The organism is Caulobacter sp. BE254 (assembly GCF_031457295.1).
In the GTDB taxonomy this organism is placed as follows: Bacteria; Pseudomonadota; Alphaproteobacteria; order Caulobacterales; family Caulobacteraceae; genus Caulobacter.
The window spans coordinates 69,224-91,085 of sequence record NZ_JAVDWJ010000009.1; the positions used below are offsets into that span (position 1 = coordinate 69,224).

At 64.8% G+C, this 21,862-nt stretch carries 12 protein-coding genes; 2 read left to right on the plus strand and 10 right to left on the minus strand.

Annotation, left to right across the window (positions count from 1 at the left end; genetic code table 11):
- The first annotated feature begins 182 nt into the window (after window positions 1–182).
- Window positions 183–2,480: a hypothetical protein gene (locus tag J2X41_RS16600; protein WP_310083183.1), complete on the plus strand. Its 2,298-nt coding sequence runs from the start codon at window positions 183–185 to the stop codon at window positions 2,478–2,480.
- Window positions 2,477–8,824 carry an AAA domain-containing protein gene (locus tag J2X41_RS16605; protein WP_310083185.1) on the plus strand — a complete coding sequence of 2,116 codons (6,348 nt, stop codon included), beginning with the start codon at window positions 2,477–2,479 and terminating at the stop codon, window positions 8,822–8,824. The genes J2X41_RS16600 and J2X41_RS16605 overlap by 4 nt, the downstream gene beginning before the upstream one ends.
- On the opposite strand, the gene J2X41_RS16610 is transcribed toward J2X41_RS16605, so the two are convergent.
- From J2X41_RS16610 to J2X41_RS16655, 10 genes are all read right to left on the minus strand, one after another.
- Window positions 8,821–9,516 (minus strand): hypothetical protein, encoded by a 696-nt coding sequence (locus J2X41_RS16610; protein WP_310083187.1) that lies wholly within the window; start codon window positions 9,514–9,516, stop codon window positions 8,821–8,823. The two genes, J2X41_RS16605 and J2X41_RS16610, sit on opposite strands and share 4 nt — an antisense overlap.
- The gene (locus J2X41_RS16615; RefSeq protein ID WP_310083189.1) at window positions 9,513–12,800 is read right to left on the minus strand and encodes a hypothetical protein; all 3,288 of its coding nucleotides are present in this window, start codon (window positions 12,798–12,800) and stop codon (window positions 9,513–9,515) included. Before J2X41_RS16615 ends, J2X41_RS16610 begins: the two co-directional genes overlap by 4 nt.
- Window positions 12,797–13,678, minus strand: coding sequence for a hypothetical protein (locus J2X41_RS16620; protein ID WP_310083191.1), 882 nt, complete (start codon window positions 13,676–13,678; stop codon window positions 12,797–12,799). The genes J2X41_RS16615 and J2X41_RS16620 overlap by 4 nt, the downstream gene beginning before the upstream one ends.
- The gene (locus J2X41_RS16625) at window positions 13,675–16,212 is read right to left on the minus strand and encodes a helicase-related protein (RefSeq protein ID WP_310083193.1); all 2,538 of its coding nucleotides are present in this window, start codon (window positions 16,210–16,212) and stop codon (window positions 13,675–13,677) included. Before J2X41_RS16625 ends, J2X41_RS16620 begins: the two co-directional genes overlap by 4 nt.
- Window positions 16,213–16,334: 122 nt before the next feature.
- The gene (gene queC / locus J2X41_RS16630; RefSeq protein ID WP_310083196.1) at window positions 16,335–17,030 is read right to left on the minus strand and encodes a 7-cyano-7-deazaguanine synthase QueC; all 696 of its coding nucleotides are present in this window, start codon (window positions 17,028–17,030) and stop codon (window positions 16,335–16,337) included.
- Complete coding sequence (locus J2X41_RS16635) at window positions 17,030–17,398, minus strand: 6-carboxytetrahydropterin synthase (RefSeq protein ID WP_310083198.1); 369 nt, start codon at window positions 17,396–17,398, stop codon at window positions 17,030–17,032. The genes queC and J2X41_RS16635 overlap by 1 nt, the downstream gene beginning before the upstream one ends.
- 52 nt (window positions 17,399–17,450) lie before the next feature.
- On the minus strand, window positions 17,451–18,563 hold the full coding sequence (gene dbpB / locus J2X41_RS16640) for a DGQHR domain-containing protein DpdB (protein ID WP_310083200.1): 1,113 nt from the start codon (window positions 18,561–18,563) through the stop codon (window positions 17,451–17,453).
- The gene (dpdA, locus tag J2X41_RS16645) at window positions 18,560–19,945 is read right to left on the minus strand and encodes a tRNA-guanine transglycosylase DpdA (RefSeq protein ID WP_310083203.1); all 1,386 of its coding nucleotides are present in this window, start codon (window positions 19,943–19,945) and stop codon (window positions 18,560–18,562) included. Before dpdA ends, dbpB (J2X41_RS16640) begins: the two co-directional genes overlap by 4 nt.
- On the minus strand, window positions 19,852–20,967 hold the full coding sequence (gene dbpB, locus J2X41_RS16650) for a DGQHR domain-containing protein DpdB (RefSeq protein WP_310083205.1): 1,116 nt from the start codon (window positions 20,965–20,967) through the stop codon (window positions 19,852–19,854). Before dbpB (J2X41_RS16650) ends, dpdA begins: the two co-directional genes overlap by 94 nt.
- A complete protein-coding gene (locus J2X41_RS16655; RefSeq protein WP_310083208.1) occupies window positions 20,964–21,806 on the minus strand; it encodes a hypothetical protein in 843 nt (280 codons plus the stop codon). The genes dbpB (J2X41_RS16650) and J2X41_RS16655 overlap by 4 nt, the downstream gene beginning before the upstream one ends.
- Window positions 21,807–21,862 lie beyond the last annotated feature (56 nt).

A 21,862-nucleotide genomic window follows, 5' to 3' on the forward strand; every position in this document is an offset into this window, starting at 1 on the left:
GCTAGCGCTTGGTCGGAGTTGAACTTCATGGGGAAAATATGCCGTTGTTCGCCTCTGGAGGCAAGTATGGCGCTCGCGGCTTTGGCGCAACGGTACGGACCGCCTTGCACAAGCGGCGCTGTAAGGTCCTGATGGCGCTGTAACAACTTACAGGTGCGCGATTCGCGCCGTGGGCGTCGAGCATGGCGAGAACTTTCAGCGGATCGACGATCAAGTCCTGGTTCCAGTACCGCTGTGAGCGCAAGACCCGCTACGAGCTGTTCACCGACGCTGAACTGGACGCCGTGCCGGTCGTAAAGATCGTCAAGGAAAACACCTGGGCGGTCCTGGGAAACGAGTTCGAAGCGCGGGTCGTCGGCAAGCTCGATCGCACCGATGGCGTACTCCTGCCAGCCTCGCCCAAGCGTCCGCTGGACGAGCGCCTGACCGCCTCTTTCCTGCAAGGCCAGCAGAGCAAACCCTACGCCGCTCAAGCCAATCTCACGCCGCGGTCTCAGCCCAAATTCCTTGAGGGCACGGATCTGGCGTTGAAGCGCAATCTGCCCGACCTGATCCGCTTCGCCGCGCCGGCAGGGCATGGCGATCGCGTCTTCACCATCATCGACGTCAAGGCCACGCGACGCGCGACCGCGTTCCACAAGACGCAAGTGGCCTTTTACGTGCGGGTGCTGGAAGAACTGTTGCGAGAGATGGGTTTGTCGGCGCAAGCCCGCCTAGATGACCATGGAGAGATCTGGCGCATCCCCGATCACGGCGTCGCCACGGGCGAGGACCACCAGGTCGAGCGTTTTGCCCTGGCGCCCTATCTTCGGATGGTTGACGACTTTTGCCGCAACATCCTGCCCGGCATCGCCAGGAAGAAGGTGCTGCCCACCTTCGACGAGACCTTCTTTCACCTCTATTTCAAATGCGAGCAGTGTGAGTTCATCGATCACTGCGCTCGCAGCATCGACCCGCAACTGCCGCCGGAGAAGCGGGATGTCTCGGCCGTGGCGGGGCTGACGCATGAGGCCAAGCGGTCCTTGCTTCGCTTGGACGTGCGATCGGTCGCCGATCTTTCCAAGGCTGCGGGACTGGCCAAGCAGCCGGGGATTGGCTGGTCGCTAGGACGTCGCGCCGAAACGCTGAAGGCGCGCGCTCAAGCTCTGGCGACCAACCAGATCATCCGCACCGTCGACGAGCACACGTTCCTGATGCCGCCGCGGGCCGACGTCATCCTTTTGCTGTCGGTCGACCACGACCCCGTCGACGACCGCATCGCCGCCATAGGGTATCGGCGGGTCGAGGGCGGCAAGGTCGTCAGCCAGAAGATCGAAATCCCAAAGAGCGGTGAGGCCGAGGACGAAGCCTTGGCGATGATTACCGTCCTGGCCGCCCTGATCGACGACCTCACCGCGATCGACCAGGCCAACGCCAGTGCGCCAGCTGGGCAGGGGGTCTTCGCCCACATTTTCTTCTACGAGCCGACCGAAGCCACGGCCCTGCAAAACGCCCTTGGCCGGCACCTGGACAACGCCCAGATCCGCGGCGGCTTGCTGCACCTGGTGCGCTTGTTCCCGCCCGACGAGGTCGTGCCCGAGCCTGAGTTCAAGGGCGTCCATCATCTTCCGGCCACCGCCGTCCGCAGCGTTGTGGAGCAACTCTACGCTCTGCCGGCCATGGTGGCCTATGACTTGCGGCAGGTCAGTCGCGCTCTCGAGGGCGTCGGCGGCGGCCCCGCCTATCAGCCCGCGTCCGGTTTCCAACGACAGTTTTCGTCACTCTTGTCGATCGACGTCATCCGGCCCATCCGCGAGCAAAAGCTCGACGCCAAACCCGTCAGCGCCGTCGAGGCTGACGTGGCCGCGCGTCTGGACGCGCTGCAAGGCGTCATCGCTTGGCTCTACATGCAAAATCAGGCGTCGACGGCCAAGGGCGCACCGTTGCTGCGACTGGCCAAGAAGCCCTTCCGCTTCCACGCCAGCTTCGACCCGCTCAACGCCGTCGATCTCGATATCCTGGTGGCGTGTGAGTTGCTCGAAAACCGCGCGGGTCTCTTGGAAGCGCTGGTAGGCCTGGCCCAGCCCGCCGAACGCAGACGTGATACCGGGCGCTGCATGGCGGGTCTGACGCTGATCAACCACGCGGTCTACGGCCGCTCGGCGATCCTGACTTTCAGCGTGCCCGAGGCGAGCCGCGCAAGCGACCTTGGCCCTGGATCCTTCAACCTCATCCTAACCGACAATGATCCGGATCTGCGCCTAAATCTTGGAAACTGGCGGTCGGTCAGTTGCTCGATCCTGGCGCCGTCAGCCGATTATCAGGATCGACCCGATCGGGTGTCCGTACGCATGGAGCCGGCGATTTACAGGGCGCCGGAATTTGACGCCCTGCTGCGCCGCACCGCCTCGAACGGGTGGTTCATCGATCAGGCGTTCGGCGACATCAACAGCGTGCGCGCCGCGCAGTTCCTGACCAATCTGGCGAGCGCCCAACCATGAGCGGCCCCGGTCAACTCGTCAGGTTTCTGCGCGATCCCAAGGCTTTCGCGTCAGGCGCGGCCGATCCGGAGGTTTGGCGCGCGGCGCTGGAAACGTTCGTAAGCCCCCAACTGAAAGCTAAGGACGACTACCCGCTGCGACCGGCTCAGATCGCGGCCTGGCAGGGCTTGGCGACGACACGGGCGGGCCTTGTGCTCGGGCCCCCGGGCACCGGCAAGACCCATTTACTGGCCTGGCTCGTGGTCGGCTATATCCAGGCGCGCGCGGCGGCGGGCCTGTCGACTCGGATCTTTGTCAGCGCCTTCACCCGCAACGCCATAGGCAACTTGCTGGACGCCGTGGCCAAACGTGCGTCCGAGTACGCCCCGGGTCTTTGTGACGTCCGCTACATTGGCGCGGGACCCCCAGCGGGCCTCTCGGGCCTGGTTGAACATCGTGAGCGTCTTAGCGCCTCGGAGGCGGATGCGGCTCTGGCCGACCTGCAGGCGCCCTATGTGGTCATGGGCGGTTCGATCTGGTCGCTTGCGCGCCTGACCGCCCGCAAGGCGGCAGGAGGCGACGGTTTTACGGCGGACCTCTTTGACCTGGTGTGCATCGACGAAGCCTCGCAGATGGTGGTCAGCCACGGGTTGATGGCCCTGGCGGGTTTGAAGGCCAGCGGACGGGTGGTCGTCGCCGGCGATGACCAGCAATTGCCGCCCATCCGCTCGGCCCGCGACATCCGGGTCGACACTCGCGACCTGGGCGGATCGCTCTACAGCTTCCTGAAGTCTGGTCAGGTTCCGGAGTTTCCTCTGGACGAGACCTTCAGGCTCAACGGCCCGTTGGCCGAGTTTCCCGAGCGCGTTTTCTACAAGGACAATTATCGCTCGGTCGACGAGGTGCGCGATGCGCGTCTGGCCCTGATCGACACTTGGCGTGACGGGCTTGATCCGTGGGAAGCCGACCTCCTGGACCCTGACTGGCCCGTGGCCGTTCTGCTGCACGAGGGACCGCCAGCGGCCAGCCAGAACGAATTCGAAGCCGGTTTGGCCGCGAATTTGGCGCAGAAGCTGGCCGAGCGGATGGTCGGCGCCAAAACGGGTGGCACGCTGGCGCCGGAGTTCTGGAAAGACGGATTGGCGGTCGTCAGTCCGCACCGGGCGCAGAACAACGCCATCCGCTCAGCCCTGCCAAACAGTTTGGCCAAAGGCGCGTTCGTGGAAACCGTCGATCGTATCCAAGGCAAGGAGCGCGACGCGGTCATCATGTCCTATTGCGTGGCCGACGCAGAATTTGCGGTGGCCGAAGCTGACTTCATCTTCGCGCCCGAACGGCTGAACGTGGCCATCACGCGCGCCAGAACCAAGCTGATCATCCTGATCAGTCGTCGGCTGTTGGACGCCGCGCCGGGCGATCAGGACGCCATGGACAAGGCCGAACTCCTTCGCGAGTTCGTCTTCAGCGCCAAGCCTCGACGCTCCTGCAACCTTCAGAACGGCGGCGGCGGTCAGGTCGGCGTCCAGATCCTGCTACGCGGGTTCGACGCACCGCCGCTGTTCGACGACAGCCCCCAGGTCGCGCCGGGGCCGACGGCCGCCGATGAAGACCTCACACAGGATCAAGCACGACTCCTGGCGGCGGTGCGTGTCTGCGTCACGCAGTCTGCGAACGGGGCGGCCAAGATCAAGGACCTGCAAGCCAAGCTGGCGACGCAGCGCGACCTCTTGCCCGATCTTGCCCGGCTTCACGCCTTGGGCTGGATCAATCTCACCGAATCCACGCGATACGGTAGTTTCTGGCAGGCCCGCATCGTCGATCCGCGTCGTCAGGTCTTCGCGGTCGATATTGAGACCGTCCGGGCCAGGCTCGAGGGCGTCATCAGCCAAACGCGCTCCGGCCGCGCGCCGCCTTTCTATGACAAGGTGCGTCAGCGCTTTGCCTGGATGAACGGCAAAGGTGTGGACGTCCTTAAGCCGACACTGGATGTGCTCAAGGCCGAAGGGCTGATCGTCTTTGCGACCGCCAATAGCGCCATGACGGTCGATTGGGTCGAGACCGAAGTCCCAGACGAGAGCGAACCGCCTGAGCCGCCGCCGGCGTTGTCCGATCAAGACTTCGTTGTCCTCAACGCCCTTGAGACCCTCGAGGCCACGACGATCAATTTTGGCGTCTTCGAAGCTTGGACATCGATCGCCACCTTGGCCGATCAGGGCGGTCTGGATCGGGAAGTGGTCGCTGGCGCGGTTGGTCGTCTGGCCGCGCAAGGCTGGCTGATGTTGGCCGATGAAGGCCGTGTTCGAAGCCGCATGAGCGAGATGGCGCGCGAGCTTCGCTATGTGAAGCAACGCTTCAAGCCCGACGACGCCGACACTCGGCCCTATCTGGTCCGCAGCCTGAAGATAGAGTTGCGCGATCGCGACAAGCCCGAGCGGCGCGATGTGGTCGGCGATACGGTCGAGCGCGCCGCCGAAGGCCTGCCCAAAGCTCATCAGCAGGCGCTCTTTGCGCTGCGGGACATGTTGCAGCGGCGTTGGGGAGAGAAAGCCGCGGTCGCGGGTTTTCAAGCCCGCAGCCTGATCGCGATCAGCCAAGCCTGGGCGGGTCGGGCAGCGAACGCCTACGTCATCGCCGCCGATACCGGGTCGGGCAAGACCGAGGCGGCGATCTTCCCATTGATCGCCGGCGCCGCCGCCGACCGCCTGGAGGGTGTACGCGGGGTCCGCGCCATCTTGGCCTATCCGCGCATTCGCCTGGCGACCAACCAGGCCCAGCGCTTGGCGGGCTATCTGTCCGATTTCGCCCGCGAGCCGGGCATGCCGACCGTGACGGTGGGTCTGCAGGTCGGGGCCGTGCCTCGGACCTTCGGGCAACTGCAAAAATGGGATGAGGACGCCGGCTGGCGCCAAGTGAGCGATCGCACCTACACCTTCCCCTTCTTTGCCTGCCCCACCTGCGAACAGGAACTCCTCCTGTCTCACGGGCAGGGGGTAGACGGCGCCGACAAGCTTTCCTGCACCCATTGCGCCTGGACGTTCTCGGGTTGGGTGGGCTCAAAGCAGGCGCTTCGCGACAACCCGCCCGCATTGTTCCTGCCGACAACGGACTCGCTGCATCAGTGGATGCACAACGTCGACTACGGGCGCTTGTTTGGGGACGATGACGGGTTCGCGCCGCCGCGCGCGGTGCTCGCCGATGAGATCCACCTTTATTCCCATGTTCACGGGGCGCAGGTCGGTTACGCGCTGCGACGCCTGGTGGCGCGGGCCGCCGTCAACGCCAAGAGCGCTCTTCCACTCCTGGCTATCGGTATGAGCGCCACGCTCGGCGATCCGGCAAAGGCCTGGGAACGCCTGGTTGGCCATCCGGCCCAACTGATCACGCCCCTCGACGGCGAAAAGACCGTCAATCCACGAGGGCGGGAATACTTCTACTTCGTCCAGCCCGAGGTGGAGTCCCGCGGCAAGGACATCGCCGGCGCGTCGACGACCATTCAGAGCCTGATGTGTCTGGCCCACGGCATGCGGCGGCGCACGGGGTCGCAAGGCGGGTTCCGCAGCCTGGTTTTCCTGGATTCAATCGACAAGGTCCGCCGTCTGCACGCTGCCTATGCCGACGCTGAGACCTATAAAAAACTCGCGAAGCTGCGGACACGGGACTATCCTGACGATCCCCTGACAGGGCAGGCGCGCCAAGGCTGCTGTGGGCAGCCCCATGGCTGCGATGTCTTCCAGGAGGGCGAGTGCTGGTGGTTCGCCGCGCAAGACAGCGCCCAGACGGGCGCGACGGGGCGCCGTCGTCCAGGCGCGCCGCTCACGGTGGCCGAACAGCCGGTGTTCTCGGGCACGTCCGGCCGTGTTGAGGGCATGATCAAGCGCTCGGACATCGTCTTTGCGACCTCGTCCCTGGAGGTCGGTTACGATGATCCCGACATTAATCTGGTCTACCAACACTACGCGCCGCGCGACTTGGCCAGCTTCATCCAGCGCAAGGGTAGAGGCGGGCGCGGGGTCGATGATCGGCCGATCACGGGCGTCACGCTGTCGCTCTATTCGAGCCGCGACACCTGGTGGTTCCGCAAGCCTCACGAGATGATCTCGCCGGCGGGTTTCGACAGCCCGCTCAATCCCGACAACTTCTTCGTTCGTCGTGGGCAGGTGCTGGCGGCGGTGTTGGACGCCTTTGCGCGACGAGAGCGCCGTGGCCGGCCCGTCGATCTGGAGGCGCCGGATCAAGACGCCTGGAACGAGGCGCAGATCTTCGTCGAGACCCTTTTTGGCCCCAACGCGTGGGAGCCGTTCGCCCAGGAGGGGCTGGCGGTCTTCTGGCGCAAAGCCTTGAAGGCGCGTTCCAAGGATGAAGCGCTGACTTCGACGCCCAAGGCGCGCGCGCTACTGACCTGGATCCCGGGAACGCTTTTTGAAAGCATCAACCTTCCGCACCTGACCGTCAGGTCGGCGGGGGCAAAGGACGCCGACGAGGACATCTCTCTGGCCCTGGCCACGGCGGCGCCGGGCAACGCCACGCGTCGCTACGACGGCGTCAATGTCTACTGGCGTCCGCCGGTCGATGGCCGCGGTCCCTGGCTGGCTGCGGAAGACTACGAGCATGGGCGCAGACACGCGGTGGGGGAGGGCGCCCAGGCCTGGCTTGCTCAGTTGCCCGACGAGGCCCGCCCTCTGCTTGCCGACCTGCATGACACCTATTTCCGCCCCGGCCAACTGACCCTGGAGGTTCTGGGCCGTATGTATGGCGCTGGCTGGCAGTCGGACTGGGAGGCCGGTTCGGGTACGAGCGCTACCGTCGCTAAGGTAGGCGACCCTTCCGATCAGGCCCGCCAGATCCGGCACGACAGTCGCGGCTTCTTACGCGGCTTTCCGGTCCTCAAACCCGCCGATGATCTGGCTCGCTCTCTGCCCATCACTGGATTGGAGCCGTGGGTTTCGCGCGTTGATCTTTTCCAAGGCGACGGCGTGGGGGGCAAGACCACCGGTCTTGGCATGGCCCGGGTATTTTGGGGCGCGGATGCCGAAGCGCCGCTCAACGGACCGCCGGCCAGTTCGGAGACCTTCACCCAGATCTTTACCGGTCCGGGCGATGAGCGACCGCTTCTGCACGGTTTTCACGTCCAGACCGAAGGTGTTCGGTTTGTCATCGACACCGAGCGACTGACCCGTTTCGTCGACCGGGAGGCCAAGCGGCTTGAAACCGCCGATGGCGAGCGCGCCTGGCACGAGGGGCAACTCTTCCGCTATGTCCTCGAAGCCGGCGCCATCGCCGCGGGGGTCAATGGCTTTGAGGCGCGCCGGGCGGCCGAACTCTTGGCCACGGCGATCGCCGATACAGCGCTGCGCACCCGTCTGAAGTCGGTTCTCCGGTTCTGGGACAGGACCGACGTCGCCACGCTGTTTGAAGACACGCGCGCGGCGTACCTGTCGCATCATCCGATGCTGAGCATCGCGCGCGTCATGCGCGTGGCCGAAATCTTCGGAGCGCCAGCTTTGAAGCCGATCCTGCAGGCGGCCTTGGACAGCTTGTCGAACCCCGCAACCTTGCGGCGTTACCTTTGGACGTCAGTGGTTCATGCGCTGGCCATGCGTTTGAAGGAGTCCTTTGTCCAGACCGCTCGCGGCGACGAGCGGCAGGTGATCGTGCATACGCGCCTTCCATTGCAGTTCGAGGCGATCGAGGAAGCGGTGATCACCCTTTGCGAAGCGGGGTCATACGGTGACGGAACCACGCGCGCTTACGCCGAGCAATTTGATCAATCCAAAGCCCATTGGCGCGACGGGTTCATTACCGATTGCCCCAACGCTCTTGAGGACGCGGCGCTGGCGCGATTGTTCGAAGCCGGGGACCATCATGGCCAATGGCGGGCCTTGGATCCTGACAATCCTTCGACCTTGCGCACGCTGGTCGAGGCGTTGGATTTGCCGCCAGGCGCGGCCGCGCCGCCGGCCGTCCTGCGCGTGCTCTATGGCAAAGAGCAAATCGGGATCGAGCGTTTCGACCTCTATGACCTGGCGATCGAATTGCGAGCTGTGGAAGCGGCGCTTCAGTCCAAGCTCAAACGCGAGCCTTCGGCATGGGAGCTGATCAGCGCCTGCGTCGATCAGGCCACGGCCGGCAAGAGCCCTGTGGCTGCGCGCCTCCTTGCCGCCTACGCTCAAGTCGAAGACGCAGCCCTTGATGACAGCCTCAGCCCTGAAAACCGGCTGGCGGATCAGCTCTACAGGCTTCATGGGCGGCTTTGCGTCGACGGGTGCCATGCGTGTGTGCACCAACCCAGCGACCTGATGTCGGAGGGCTTGGCCCAGGCCTCGACAAGCCGGAGCCTGCTGGCAAGGTTCGTTTGCGAAGCCTAGCCGGTGACCTTGAACGCGCCGAGCGCCTCGTGCTTTTTCAGCCAGGCCGCGACGGTCGGCGTCACCATTTCAAGGGTCGCTGCCCCCTTGGTGACCGCTTCCAGGAAGCGATCAACCTCGGGGCTGGCGGTGAACGCCGCCATCTCTTCCAGCGCCTTGCCCCGATCGGCCTTTAGCTTGGCGATTTCGGGCGCGAGGGTCTCGGCCGGCTGGGTTCGGGCCGCGAGCGCTTCGGCCCTCTGACCCGTTTCCACCAAGCTGGCGCCCAGCGCCTCGGCCCCGGCGATGCGACCCACAAGATGACCGACGGGAATAAGCGAGGCGTAGTCGCTTTTTGATCTGATGTTCCACAGGAAGCGAACCTGCTGGTCCAGATCCCGTAGCGCCGTCGGCAGCTGGCCGTAATCCTCGTCGATCGCACCAAGGTCATCGGCGGTCTTGGCCGTGGCGAGCAGTTCGCCGATCTCAAGGGATTGCGTGACAGCGTTTTCGGCGGCGCTTTTCACGCCGGCTTCCGACAGCCCGCCAAGGAGGTTGGCAAGGTCAATAAGGGCTACGCAACGCTGGCCTTGGCGAACACAGTCGCTGGTCTTTTCGCTGACCTTGCCAAGGATCGACCCCAAGGCGCGCGCTTGCAACGCCGTGGGAATAAGTTCGATTTCCGCTTCCAACTGGATCAGGGCGTCGGTCATTGAGCGCTCGCGGGCATGAGAACGGTTTTGGCCGCCGCCGAGGCCGCCTTCAGGGCTTCGCCACGTGCGTGCAGGCTGGCCAAATCCACTCCGCCGGAGGCGGCATGGACCAGGTCGTGTACGTGCGGAGCCAGTTCCTTGACGGTGTTTTCGCCTTTCTGAACCTGATCCAGCACCGTTCTCAGATCCGCTGCCGGCGCGGCGATCAGCCAGGCCAACTGTTGGGCGGGCGTCCGCGGCGGATCGTCTTCGACAGCCTCGATCATCATCGTTTGCAGTCGCGTCAGGGCGGTCCGATCCTCGAGCAAACGACGCAGCTTGCCGTAGGACTCCACCCAGTCACGCACCTCGGCGGGCGATCGGGTCGGCAAGGCAACGGCCACAGCACGAACCACCCGATCGACCCGGCCAAGGTGCTCAGCCACGCTGTTGTCGCGAAGGAGCGGAAGAAGGGTTTTGCTCCGTTCACCCAGCAAACCGCGCTCTAGCGCCGTGACACGCGGGAGCGCCGCGGCGACTTTGAGCGCAACCTCGCGCAGGACCGGCAGTTCGCTGACGGGCGGCTTGGCGTCGGCCTCGGGCGGCAATCCATCGACCCGCAGGCTCTGAGCTAAGTCGATCATCGCCGCGGCGGCGACCGATAGGTCCGCCAGGCCGAAGCTGCGGGCGCGCCCCTGAGGCAGGCTGACCATGTCGATCAGCATGGCGCGCAGGTCCGCATGGCGCCGGCCCGTTGCGGTCAACACCTCCTGCCAGGGCAGGGTGCGCATCATCGGCGCGGCCTCGGCCTCGCCCTCGTCGCTGAGCAGCACCCGCCATTGCTCCGACAGCGGCGCGTCAGGCGATACCGCGCCCCTCAGCCAAGCCCGCGCCAGCAGTACCTGAACCGCGGCCCGGACCGGACGCCATCCCTTGCCGGAGGCCAGCGTAGGCAGGCGGCGGTCCAGATGGTCGGCGGCCAGACGTTCCAGTTGCCGCACCAGCACCGCAAGACGCCGCCTTGCGTGCTCGATCTCTTCGAGACTGAGTTCGGCGCCCTCCGTCTTCAAGGTCGCATAGGCTTTCAGGCCCTGGGCCAACCAGTCCTTGCGCGGGACTTCCATATGGCGCGGGTCGATCTTGCCGGCCCCGGCGATCTTGACGCTTTCGGGCGTGAACACCTTGTCGAACGTCCAGCGATCGATCTGCAGTCGCCGGATATCGATCGTCTGCATCACCTCGTGAACGAGCGAGTTCCATTTCGCGGCGCTGGGCAGAGCCTCATCGCCCTGCAAGTTCTCGACTTCGGCCAGCAGCCTTTCCAGCTCTTTGCGGCCGGCCGATTTGACGGCTGGCGCGGGCGGACGTTGGGTTGGCGGTCGAACGGCGGTTTCGGCCTTGGTCGTCGTGGGTTTTGTCGCCGTTGCCGGAGGCGCTGTCGATGCTTCCGCCGCAGGGGTAGCTTCTGCGCTTGGCTGACCCTCATCGTCTGGCCCGTCAGCCGGCGCGATGGACGTTTCGAGCGCACGCACATCGGGCGCGGGCATTCGAAGATCGTCGGCGATCCAGGGAAGGTCGAAGGCCTCGACCACGCTGCGACGCAAGCCGGCGTAGCGGATCTGCCCGTCATCGTCTTCGGAAAGGCCAGGGCGATTATCACCCCAGTAGGCGAACAGTCGGCGAAGACGACCGCGCTGGGTCTCGTCCTCGACGCGGTTCGTCAAGCGGCTTTCCAGCAGCGGCGCCAGCGCCACCTTCTGGATGTAGGTGCGCTCGATTTGGGGACCTGGGTAGCGGCCTTCGGCGAACACCTCGGTGCTCAGAAGCGTGGGGCTCAGGACGCCCTGCAACAGGCCGCGCGGGGTTTTGAAGGTTTGCCCCCGCGCGTCCGATTTCAGCGCCGCGAAGAAGCCGTCCACCGCCTGGCGGGTGAAAGGAAACAAGCCAACCCCATCCACCTCACCGAAGGTGGCGATGCAAGGCTCGCTGCGCGGGCAGGTCTCACAGACGTTGGGTGGCGGCAGGCTGTGCTGCGTGCGGACGTCTTCGCGCCAAAGCTTCAGCCGCGCCGAACCTGCCCGAGAGGCCGCCAGATAGCGCGAAACGAAAGCGGCTCGCCTTTCTGAATCCCTCAGGGTGCCGATCTCCTCAAAACGCCCGTCCGACTTGCCCAACCGAATATCGATCGTGATGCGTTGTTGGTAATTGCCCTTCAGGTCGCGCTCGTAATAGTCGGGCGTAACGCCAATGACCGAAATCAAGGGGCACAGGTCATCTTCTGGCCGCGTCTCCGCGTTCGTGACCAGGACGTCGATCAAGCTGTCGTCGACGCCTTGCCAAGTCGTCACATCCTCCAGGAGCAAGACGAGCCGCCGCCCCTCCCTTTTGAGAGCCGTCCGCAGTTCCTCGAAAAGACGCTTCAACGCGTCTGCCGAGACGCCGATGACGTGCTGGACAGCGTGGTTGCGGCGCGCGTTGAGGGCCTCGACGAGCTTGAGGCTCTCGGGCAGGACCAAGGTGTCGTTGCTGATCTCCACCCACGAGCGACCTTCGGCCAAGGCCTCGCGAATGTGAACGGCCTCGCCCATGAGCCGTCGCGCCAGGGTGGCGGATTTCTCCGAGTCCTTGGCGTCGGGGCAATAGTCGACGAGATCGAAAACGTCCTCGAGATTGAAGCTCGCCGATTCCGAGTTTCGAGCGTCTCCGCCACTCATGATCTCGAGCACCCGGCGAGGACCCTTCCAGTTCTCACGGACCTGCGCGTTGAGGATCAGCTTCTCCGGCTCATACTTGCGGCACCACTCCACGTCTTCGGGCGCGGAGTCGAAATAATCCGGACGCAGCGACACGGCCAAGGAGGTCAGGAACTGCATCGAGCGGCCCACAAGGCCAGCGGCCTGCTGCTGCTTGAGGCCGTCGAACAGATGCTGGAACTGAGCGGGGATCTTGCGCTGAAGCTGACGCAAGGTACCATCCAGGCTGCCATTGGCCCGCTGGATCAGCAGGCGCAGGTCACTAGGTTCGGGCCAGTTGACGTCGAGCCAGCGAATGATGTGCGACTTGCCAGAGCCTGGCTCGCCCTGAATGACGCACAGCGCGTGTTGGCGGTGCGGATTGGCCAGAGCTGCGAGCAGGCCGCTTTCAGTCGGCGCTTCAACGTCGGTGGCGTGCGAGCCTTCGACGTCGAAGCCGTTGACCGGCGTGTGGGTCGCCAGGAAGATCTCGTCGGCGCCGGCCAGCGCCTCAGTCCGCAGGATCGCGCGCGCATCCTCGCTCGTCCAGCAGGGCGTCGACAACAGGCTCACAGCGCGCCTCCCTTCAGAACGATATGCTGGACGCTGGTCTGGGGCCTGTCGTCGGCGGCGAGCCGGACAATGCCGGAGGCGTCGCCGCGGACACGAAGTTCGATGAGTTCGTCATCGGCCAGATCCCGCAACGCCATCGACAGCAGGCGCGAAACATCACGGCGATCAGGCGTAAAACCCATGCGCGCAATGACCGGTGCCTGAAGGGAGCCACCGTCCAGATAGGGCATGCGACGGGCCAATTCGGCCAGGACCTCGCTCGCCGGCAATTCGACGTCTCTGGCCAACGCCGATCGCGCCAACTCGCGGCGCACGCGGCCGGTCATGCATGGATAGAAGCCAAAACCTCCCGGCAGTTCGATGGCCAGGTCCAAAAACTGGGTCCAGCGCCGCCAGGCCGTGATCTTGGTGCGGTTGTAGCGAAGATCCCCACCTGCCGGATTGCCGATGTCGGCTTCGATCATGCTGGCGGTTCTGTCTGGGCCCTGTCCGGTCCATTCAAGCGACTGGGCCTGATCGACCTTGAGGATCATCCAGGCGAGCGCTTCCACGACCAGGTAGTCCGGATCGTCCGGCCCGATCGTGCAGAGGCGGTCGTGAACGCGATCGGAGAAGTCTTGGTAATCGTCCGGCAGGGCCTGGCTCAGTCGGTAATCGGTGCTGTCGAGTTCCAGCAAACCCAGGCTGACGCTCGCCCCGACCGCCTGCTTAGCCGCCGATCCGTCGCCGGCGTCGTTCTCACCGCCATTGCGAAAGAACTTTGGGCTCAGAAGGCTCCACAGTTCGTCACGCGGCACGGGGCGCCCGACCGCCGCAACCGCGCTGATCGAGGACCAAACGCGTTCCGGCGTGCCCTGGGTGTCGGTCAGCAGGCTCATGCGAAAACTCCAGCGACGGACTTGGCCAACTCATCGAGCGCTTCTTCTTCGATGGGCGCTTGCTGGGAGGCGAATTGATGCAAGGCGCGTCCGTCAATCCGCCGCTCGGGATCCACAACGAAGGCCAAGGTCTGGTTGGGACGTTGCGCGGCCAGGCGTTGGGCGGCGCGCAGCCAGCGCCAGACATCGACGCTGTCGGCGGGCAATACGGCTGTCGGCACGTCTGGCAAGATCCGTTCGTGCGCCATCCAGTCCTCGGCGTCTTGAACAAGGCCCAGGCGAGCGGTCGAGGCCGCCAGCATTTCGGCGATGGCGAGGGCCTGTTGTCGGCCGACGATGAATTGCTCGACGCCGGCTTTCACCAACCTGCGCACCAGGCCCTCGGCCGAACCATCGGCTTGCGGCGCCACCAGCACCAGCCCGCCGCCCAGCGGCGAGCGGCCGACAGAAGAGAGGATCGGCCAAGAGGCTTGCAGCCCCGACGGATGGAGAAGCGTGGGCGGCGCTTGGCCGCGGGCGCGGCAGTCGGGGCACCGGCCGCAGTCGGGCGCTTCACTTCTGGGTTCGATCAGTCCGTAGGTTTCACGCAGAAGGCAGCCGGAGACATCGCGCGCCAAGAGACGGCGGAAGCGGTCCAGTTCCAGTGTGGCTTGCCCCTGTTCCGCGTCACGGACACGATAGATCCGGTCCCAGACCTCCGCCCAGGCCTCCCCGTCGCCCAAAAGGCCGTCGTCATTGAGGATCGCCTCCCAAGTCTCGGCGCCTTGGGCGATGTCGGATCCATCAGCCGGCGGGGCCGCCTCGATCTCGATCACCCCGGCGCGCTGCAGCAGGTTCAGGAGGCTGCGATTCCAGCCGCGATTTTGCTCGCCGGTGTAGCGACCAAGTCCCTCGCGGGCCGCATCCAGCGACAGCCTCAGGCGACGTCGGTCGTCGGCGTCCCACGTGGGTGCGCAGCTGTTACGCAAGGCGATCCACCTGGCTTCGGCCTTGGGTCGCGAGAGCCATCCGCCTCCCGCCAATGCGCGTGCCAACTCTTCGTCGGATCGCGTTTCATCTTCCTCATCGGTATCGCCACGACGACGAGCATCCCGTTCGTCCTGGCGCGTGCGCGTCCATAGGGCCAGGCCCAGGCCTTGGCGTCCATCGCGCGCGGCGCGCCCTATCTCTTGGTACCAACGCGACGGGGTTTCGGGCAGGCAGGCGTGAATGACGGCCCGAACATCGGCCTTGTCCACGCCCATGCCAAAGGCCGAGGTCGCGATGACGAGATCCAGTTTTTGTTCAGCCCAGTCGTCGACGATCCGCCGCCGTTCCTCGGCGTCGGTGATGGCGCCCGTGAAGAGCGCGACACGCTCGTAGCCGCGCACCTTGACCAAGCTGTCGTACAGATCGCCCGCTTGATCGACCCGCGTGGTGTAGACGATCGCGGGCCTTGGTGCGTGATCGATCGCGCGCAACAGGACCGCATCGCGCGTTCCGTGATCGTCGAACGTACGCATCGCCAAATCAAAGTCGTAGCGCGGCGTATGCGCATGCACTTCGAGCCAGTCGCCGCGCCCGTAAGAAGACTTCAAAACCGCGCAGGCCGCGGGCGTCAGCGTCGCAGACAACAGAACAGTGCGAAGCGCGGGATTGCGGACGCGCAAGGCGTCGACGAGCGCGGGCAGCCGCTGAAAGTCTGGCCTGAAAGTGCGACCCCAGCTTTCGACGATGTGCGCTTCATCGATGAAGACCGCTACAAGTCGGCCCGCCAATCCAAACTTGTCTTCGGACGGCGCGGCGGCGTTGAGAAGTCCTTCCCAGGCCGAACCGAACGCGGCCTCGGGCGAAAGCAGCAGGACGGGCGTTTCTCCGCGCCGAAATGCGTCGATGACTTCTTGTCGTTCCTGACGGCTCAGGGCGCCCGTTAGCGCCCGGCTGCCCTGCAGCCCTTCAATCTTGCTGAGTGTCCGAGCGTGATCCTCGGCTAGGGCGACCGTGGGCACGATCACGACGACGCAAGCGCCCGGCTCTTGCCGACGCCACCACAAAGGGGCCAGTTGGAAGAGCAGGCTCTTGCCCGAACCGGTGGGCATGGACACCATCAGCGATGCGGCGTCAGGCATGGTCAGCAAGGCGTTGAGCGCCGCCTTCTGGGTGATGCTGCGGTAGCTGGCGTGGCTCGTACAGCGCAGGAGCGGCGCATCAGCCACGCCGCCTTGGAAGAGTGTGCGCGGTCTGGGATCGATTTGCAGCGCGGCCTCCAGGCCAGGCGCGATCTCATCGAGGACGCCATCGACAAGACTAACCGCACCGCCGCTGGCTCGCGCCAGTCCAAAGCGGCCAAGCTGCATCTCTTCGTCGATGCCAAGCGTTATCCCGGCGCTCTCCAAATCGGTGCGGCCGCCTGACAGGCGCGCCAGTTCACGGATCAGGGCGAGACGATCGCCAGGCGCACGCGCAGCAGTTAGGGCGCCGCGCACACGCGCTTTGGCCTGATCTAGCCAGGCCGCATCGCTCTGAAAGGAGCCGCCGGAAGAAAGGCCGCTCACACCGCCTTCCCGGACTGAATCATCTGATTATGCAAGCTCCACCCCCATGCGCAGCTTTGCCCGGTTGGCGTGCATCTGCAAGTCCGGCAACCCTAAAACGGGTGTGCGTCAGAGCCGGACGTTCAGCCTTCGCGCCAGGCGCGGTAGCCATTGCCGCGCAACTCGCAGGCCGGGCAGGTTCCGCAGCCGTAGCCCCAGGCGTGGCGATGTTCACGGTCGCCCAGATAGCAGGTGTGAGTGTGTTCGATGATTGCATCGACCAGCGGTTGGCCGCCCAGGTCATTGGCCAGGGCCCAGGTCTGGGCTTTGTCGATCCACATCAGCGGCGTGTCGATGACAAACCGGCTTTCGGTGCCCAGGTTCAAGGTCACCTGCAGCGACTTCATCGTGTCGTCGCGGCAGTCCGGATAGCCGGAGAAGTCGGTCTCGCAGACGCCGGTGATCAGGTGCTTGAGGCCGCGGCGATAGGCGACCGCGGCGGCATAGGTCAGGAACAGGAGATTGCGACCCGGGACGAAGGTGTTGGGCAGACCCGTCTCGTTGAACGCGATCTCGCGGTCGCTGGTCAGGGCCGTATCGCTGATCGCCGCCAAGGAGGGCAGGGCCAGCATGTGGTCCGGGCCCAGGCGTTGCGACCACTGCGGAAACTGCGCGCTCAGTTCGGCGCGGAAGGCCTCACGAACGTCAAGTTCGACCCTGTGGCGCTGTCCATAGTCGAAGCCGATGGTCTCCACGTGGTCGTGGCGCTGCAGCGCCCAGGCCAGGCAGGTCGCCGAGTCCTGACCGCCGGAAAAGACGACGAGCGCGCTGCTCGACATCAGGCCGCGGGTCCAAAGTAGGTAACGCGATCGGACGTGCTGTCGCGCAGCACAGACACGCTGTGGAGCATGGTCACCTGGTCCTCGAGCTTGCGCCAGATATAGGCGCAGAGGTTTTCCATCGTACCGGGCCCAAGGTCGTTGATTTCGTCCAGGAAGCGGTGGTCTAGCGCCTCGCGCGCTTCCTCAAGCTTCAGTTCAAGCACGCTGGTGTCGATGATCATCCCCGACGCCGGGTCCGGACGGCCGCGCAGGGTGATTTGCGCCCGATACGAGTGGCCATGAATACGACGGCTGCCATCAGCGTGGATCGTCCGCTCCAGAGTATGGGCGGCGTCGAAGCGAAACTCTTTGGTCAGTTCATACATGGCGCGATGAAGCTCTTGAGGGACGCGCAAGCCAGGCCCGCGCTTGAGCAGATCATGAGTCGGCGGTTTCCAGGAGCGCGCCTTGATCGCTGTCAGCCAGCGCGCCCGCCCGGCGTTTGATGTCGGCGCGGACGATCGAGGTCAGGTAGTGGGTCAGGGTGAGGATGTCGCGATTGACGTTCTGGACGCCGTTCCAAGGACGAACGTCGCCTTCGCCGAAGTTCCAGGATCCTTTCGTCCAAGCCGTTTTGCCTTCCAGGCAGCGCAGGCCGGTCGCGAAATCGGTCCAAGTGCGCGCGCCGTCGAGCGAAGCCAGGGTCTCCATGACATAGCCCATGGCCTGGATACCGGCGCTGTGCACCAGGCGTGAGGTCGTGGGCTTGTGGGCGATCCAGTCGTCCTTGAACACGTGAGCGACGGCTCTGAAGAACTCGCTGGCCAGGACCATGCACTTGCGCTCGCCAGTGTTCTCTTGAACCAGATCACGCATGATCCCGTCGCTGAGCGAGGCCATCAGCACCCGCTGCACCGAGGTGTCGACGATCGTCCCCGCCGGGTTGGTGTGCTGGCGGATCATACCCTTGAGGGAAGAGATGTCCGAATAGTTCAGGCGGGCGGTGAGCGCCGCGGCGGTCGAGCGGACCTCCATGCGGTTGGGTAGGCCCTTCACCGTGGGCAGCAGCTCATAGATCAGCGATTTAGGCAGTGGACGCGTGTTGTTGATCAGCACGAACTGGCGGCGCAGTTCGGCCTCGTCACGGCAAACCATGGCGGCCACGAAGACCTGGAAATCTTCGCGTTGCGTGGCCGTCAGCGCCGAGAGGCGCTGTTGGCCGTCAACAACCAGGCCTGGCGCACCGCCCGTCATGTCAATGGTGATCTTGACGACGCCCGAGCCGAGGTCTTCCACCTCCACACGGTCGGTGAAGGCCACGACCACCGCGTTGGGCAGGATCGAATCCGGTTTGGCCAGATAGTCCTGGATCTCGCGGATGTGGCCGGCGATCTGCGGGCGCTGGAAGCCGAACAGGTCGCCTTGCGCGTCACGGGAGACACGCTCGATCTGGGCGAACTTCAGGATATCGCTGGCCGTGGCCGCGAAGGTTAGAACCTCGTGCTCGGGGCTTTGCTTGGCCCTTACGGCGGTGAAGGATAGCTTGGTCATTCGGCGTCGCCCGCAAGGCTCGTAAGATCGTCGATCAAGGTTTTGTAGACAGCGAGGTTATGAATCCCCCGCCGCTTGTTGCGATTGCTCGCCCGAAACAGCATCACCTCGATGCCGGCCTGGCTGCAGATGGGGCAGCCGCAAGCCTTCCAGGGACGCTTGGTCAGGGTCTCCCGATACGCCGATTCCAGCCGCTGCATGACCGCTGTGTGACGCACGGCCTCGTAGGCTTGGTCGGTGGCGATGATGGCGTTGTACTTCAGCACTGGCTCCAGCACGCTCTCCAGATCGCGCTCGCCTTTGTCGAAGGCGCGCAGCGCCGCCAGAGACTCCACTTCGAGTTTCGAGAGGTCCTCGGCCTTGAAGGTCCCTTGCTTGATCAGCCGCGTCAGGCGCGGGTTCTCGATCGCCTGTGGCACCCGGATGGCTGTGTAGTAGCGCAGCGCGCCTTGGCCATCGTCATCGCGCAGGAAGTAGTTCTGCTTGGCGTCCTTGAAGGCGCGGATCAGCGGCGAGGTCGTGTCGAAGCTGGTGATGTTGTAGGCGCCGAACGAGTCGATCTCGTTGGCCTTGGCAAAGCCCAGGATGTGGAGCCGCGTGCTGGCCGGGATCGCCGCGCGAATGGCCGCCAGACACGTTTTGATCTGCTCGGACTTGAGGGGCACCATCCCCCCGATCGCCAGATAGGTGTAGCCCATCGCCACCAGTGAACGCGCCGCTTCGGCCATGCTGTTGGGAGACCAGCCTTGGACGACGCCGAGTGGCGTAAAGCGCTTCATGTCGCGTGTTTCGCGCCAGAAAACGTCGGCGTTCTCCAGCGTGATGTCATAGCGGCGCTTGGCTTCCGCCGAGCCGCCCGCGAACCCCACCAGGGTCTCGTCATAGTCGAAGATGATGTGGTCGACCGAGCAGCCGTGGGTGAAGCCGCAGTCATCGTAGAACTCTGCGGTGTCGCCAGGGGTATAGGGCGGCACGTCCTGGGCGACATAGGTGAAAGCGCCGCAGTCGCCGAACAGCGCCAGATTGGCGAACTGCGGCTTGTCCAGCCGCATGAACTCGCGCACGCCCACCCGACGAAAGCGCATGGCCTGGCTTTCGGTGTACTTGCCCTTGATCCGGTGATCGCCAACGATGCCGCGCGAAACCAGCACGCCGTCATAGGGCGCATAGCCCATGATCTCATGGGGATATGCGTCGTCCCAATACGGCTTGCGATTGGGCGTGTTGCGATCGTTGACGAAGTCATAGCCCGGATCGACAAAGTCGAGGCTGTCGGCAAAAATGAACTTCATCGGCTGGCCCTGGAGAGTTCTCGGTCGAGGCGCAGCAGGTAGTCCGTGAGCCCTTTGATATGCTTGCTGGTGCTTTGCGGGTCGTCCCACGCCCAACCCAGCTCCTCCCATACGCCGCTGGTCCAGCGGCAATGGGGAGCCAGGCGGGCCAGAGACGCGGCGACGTCGGCGCGAGGATCAAGGGACGCGTCGGCGCGGGTCCAGATCGGGTCCATCAACGCGCCCATGACCCGCACGCCGACCGAGTGGGTCAGACGGCTTTCCTGAGCCGGCCGACCCCAGGCTTCGCCGAAGATTGTCCTGACCGCGCCCCAATAGATATGCAGCGCTTGCAGCATGCTGGGCAGATCAACGCCGTCGGCGGTGCGATAGGATCCCAGGGCGCCGCCGGGCCGAAGGTTGGATTGCAGCGCGCTCATCAGGGGCGTGTCGGTGATGACAGGGCCGGCCACGCCCGCCTCCGACTCTCGCTTGATCATCTTGTGGAAGGGCGAGACAGGGTCTTGGTTGAGCGCGTTGCAGAGCACGCTGGGAATGAGGCGGGGGGCCAGATCACGAGGCAGGTCGACGCTGACCTCGGGCAGCAACTCGTCGATCAGGCGCGAGGGGAGGGGTTTGGCCTTGTTGACCAGGATGAACTGCTCGCGCTGCACCTCAAGATCGGACGAAACGAAGGCGACGATCGGCACTAGCAGGTCCGATTGATTGGCTTTCGACAGCGCCAGCGATCTCTGTTGGCCATCGACGATCCATGCCGCGCGCTGACCTTCGGGACGTAGCGGAATGCACAGCACGCCGCTTTGCACAGCGTCCGTGCCGCCTTGAGGCGCGGGACCGCGCGAAAGCTTGAACGCCACCTCCTTGGAGAGCGCCAGGATGATGGCGTTGGGAAAAAGGACCTCGCCCTTCTTCAGGAATTCGGCGATCTCGGAGACGTGGCTCTTGATCTCTTTGCGCTGGAAGCCGCGCAGCTGGTTCTCGTCACGGTGAAGGCGCGAGATGTCGGCGATCTTCATGACCTCGTCGCCGCGGATGAAGAAGGCGAACACGTCCAGGCTCGCGCCCTGGCGGGTGCGCAGCGCGCGAACCGACAGCACCGGTGCGCGGGTCAAAGCAGGGCTCCGACGCGCTGACTGGCTACGGCTTGGAACAGCAGCTTGAAGCGACCTTGCTCGCAGGCCACGCCAAGCTTGTCGCGCAGGTGGCGCAGCATCGCGCCTGATCGCCCCTCCACCAACGCCCAGTCGCGCGCGATCAATGCCCGGATCTGCGTGTCGTCGAGCCGTTCCCGAGCTGGCGTCTCACGCGCCTCCAAACCCTCGAGCGCGGACAGGACCGCCTTGCGATGGAGAGCGACGTCTTTGGGGGCGACGCCGATCTTGTCCACGAAGTGCTTGAGCGCGCGTTGGGCGAAGTCACTTTGCGTGCCGGCATAGAGTCCATCGCCAAAGCGATCCAACCGATCATCGTACGGCATCCATGCGGGGCCGAAGGTCTTAGCCAGATCGCCGTTGGGTGTCTCTTTCGAGAATAGCCGCAAACGGGCCAGGCGTTCGCAGGGCCAGCGCGACCAGGCGTCGGCGACCATGTCCAGGTAGGGACGCGACAGGGCCGCCAGGATCAAGCCTTCGCCATCCAGCGCCGGCGCGGGCTCCAGAGCGGTTTCGACCTGTGACCACCAAGCGCGCGCATCACCGCCGGTCTTTCGCAGGATCGAGTCCGGGGCGTTTGGCGCAACCGTCAGGTCATAACTTGGTGCGAAGTTTTCGGCGCTGATCAGGCCTAAGCCGGCCGACACGATATAGAGACGCCCCTTGACGGACTTGGTGGCTTGGGTCGCATCACTGAAAGCGCGGCCCAGATAGAGCGAACCGGCTGTCCAGGGCCGCTTGGCCGCCGACAGCCGTTCACGCCATGCAACTCCGACCTCTTCGGACAGACCTGACGCCAAGTCGCGTGCGCTGAGGTCCGGATCCGGCGCGTGCCGCTTGCGGTTCGTGCAGGTCG

Excerpts from the sequence above, each read along its gene's own strand:
- J2X41_RS16600 (WP_310083183.1), top strand. The coding sequence starts at position 183 with ATGGCGAGAACTTTCAGCGGATCGACGATCAAGTCCTGGTTCCAGTAC.
- J2X41_RS16605 (WP_310083185.1), top strand. The coding sequence starts at position 2,477 with ATGAGCGGCCCCGGTCAACTCGTCAGGTTTCTGCGCGATCCCAAGGCT.
- J2X41_RS16610 (WP_310083187.1), bottom strand. The coding sequence starts at position 9,516 with ATGACCGACGCCCTGATCCAGTTGGAAGCGGAAATCGAACTTATTCCC.
- J2X41_RS16620 (WP_310083191.1), bottom strand. The coding sequence starts at position 13,678 with ATGAGCCTGCTGACCGACACCCAGGGCACGCCGGAACGCGTTTGGTCC.
- queC (WP_310083196.1), bottom strand. The coding sequence starts at position 17,030 with ATGTCGAGCAGCGCGCTCGTCGTCTTTTCCGGCGGTCAGGACTCGGCG.
- J2X41_RS16635 (WP_310083198.1), bottom strand. The coding sequence starts at position 17,398 with ATGTATGAACTGACCAAAGAGTTTCGCTTCGACGCCGCCCATACTCTG.
- dbpB (WP_310083200.1), bottom strand. The coding sequence starts at position 18,563 with ATGACCAAGCTATCCTTCACCGCCGTAAGGGCCAAGCAAAGCCCCGAG.